Genomic DNA, 1,714 nt, shown 5'->3' on the forward strand with positions numbered 1-1,714 from the left:
ACGACGGACGGGGTCGGGGAGTCATGGAGTCGGTCACGGCAACCTCGCCTACGACATTTCCCCAGTGGGGTACGTCTTCAAAGGGCTCCGGGCGGCTTTCGCCCGTGCGGGGGAGCGCTTGGCGCGCGAGGACAAGGGCGTGAAAGGAGCGCGCGCCTTCGAGATAGGGCCCGGACAGCGCCTGGTAGACCTTTTCCTGAAGGCGTATGTACGGCATCAGGCGCTCGGTGTCGGGCAGATCCCGCACCGGTCCCGAGGGATGGTTGAGCAGATCGCGCAGCAGATGCAGCGGCTTCCAGCGGCGGCCCAGCCGGTCCAGGACGCTGCGCAGGGTGTACAGCGACTCGTCCCGTAATCCGGCGGACAGCAGAAGTTCCCGTACCCCGTCGTGGAATTCGTAGCCGATTCCGGTCTCGTCCAGCGGATCGGCGGTGCCGACCTTGCGTAACAGCCCGCCCAGCAGGATTTCGGCCAGATCGCCGGGACTGCCCTCCGGCTGGTGGATCCCCTGGACGAACTCCATCACGGGAATGTTCAGCGGCGCCGCCGCCAGCCGCGCCGCCAGCCGGAAGGCGCTCGGGGAGGCGGCGGAGCGGAAGCGGAAGACCCGGTCCCAGGCGCTGGGTTCCGGTTGCGGATCCCAAGGCTCGGTCTCCGCCCCGGGCAGCAGCGCCAGCGTGTCATGACCCCGGTCCGACGGACGGCCCACCAGCCGCGCCCAGTTGCCGAGCCAGCGCGCGTCCAGCTCCAGCACCGGAACGGGCGGTTCGCCGCCCGGCCAGGAGCCGCCGTCGGCCGGTCGCCAGGCCGCGTTGGGCGCGCCGGGCTCGGGGACCCGCACCCGGACCCGCTCCGGCGCGATCCCGGTGTGGTGCCAGCGCCCCTGGCGCAGCACATGGAGCACGGCGACCGACGCGCGCCGGGCCCAGCGCCCCAGGGCGCGCTGCGCGCTCTCGTCGCCCCAGGCCGCGCCGATGCCGTCGGTGAGCACCAGCACCGCGCGCTTACCGCGCGGTGACATGCCGTCCACCGGGGAGTCGTGGGTGCCTTCGGGCAACGGGAGATCGGTGTTCATCCGGTGCACCCGGACGTTCCGGAAGGCACCCGTCCGCTCCAGTACGGTGGCCAGCCGCGCCGCCGTACGCCGCCACACCACCATGGAGCTGCCGCAGTCCAGCACCAGGACCGCGTCCATCCAGCGCTCCTGGACGGGCGCGTACTCCGGGAGCCACAGCCCGTCGCGCGCGGCCCGCTCGGCCGTGGCCTCCTCGTCCACCTCCAGCTCGACCGGCGAGGGCGAGGTGCGCTTGAGGGGGCGCAGCGCCCGGGAGACGGCGCGCTCGGCGACCAGCGGCCCGGCGGCGGCCGGCCGGGGCGCGGGCACCATGACGTCGGTGATCAGCGCCGGTTCCGTCCCGGCCGGGTCCTCCGGCGCGTCGGGCACGGCGAGGAGTTCCACGGGCCGCGGTGCCGAGACGGCCGGTTCGGGCGCGGGCGCGGGCTCGGGCCGCCGCTCGCCGTCGTTCTCCGGCTCCGGCGGCGGTTCGGGGATCCGGTCGGCGGGCGGCGGGGCGTCCGCCTCCGGGGGCGCGGGGAGCGGGCCGGGTCCGCGGCCCGCTCCGGCCTTGCAGACGGCCAGCCAGAAGGCATCGGCGATCTGCTGCCAGTCGAGGTCCCGTGGGCCGTGCTCGCGGGACCCGCCGCCTGGGTCGTG

The 1,714-nt window shown here is 74.6% G+C and carries 1 protein-coding gene; it reads right to left on the reverse strand.

What is annotated here, in order from left to right; all coding sequences use genetic code 11:
- Positions 1 to 1,714: SAV_2336 N-terminal domain-related protein (locus ACZ59A_RS44870; RefSeq protein WP_470971654.1), on the reverse strand; the 1,714-nt coding region annotated here is incomplete at both ends.

This window comes from Streptomyces sp. NPDC040405 (assembly GCF_055595765.1).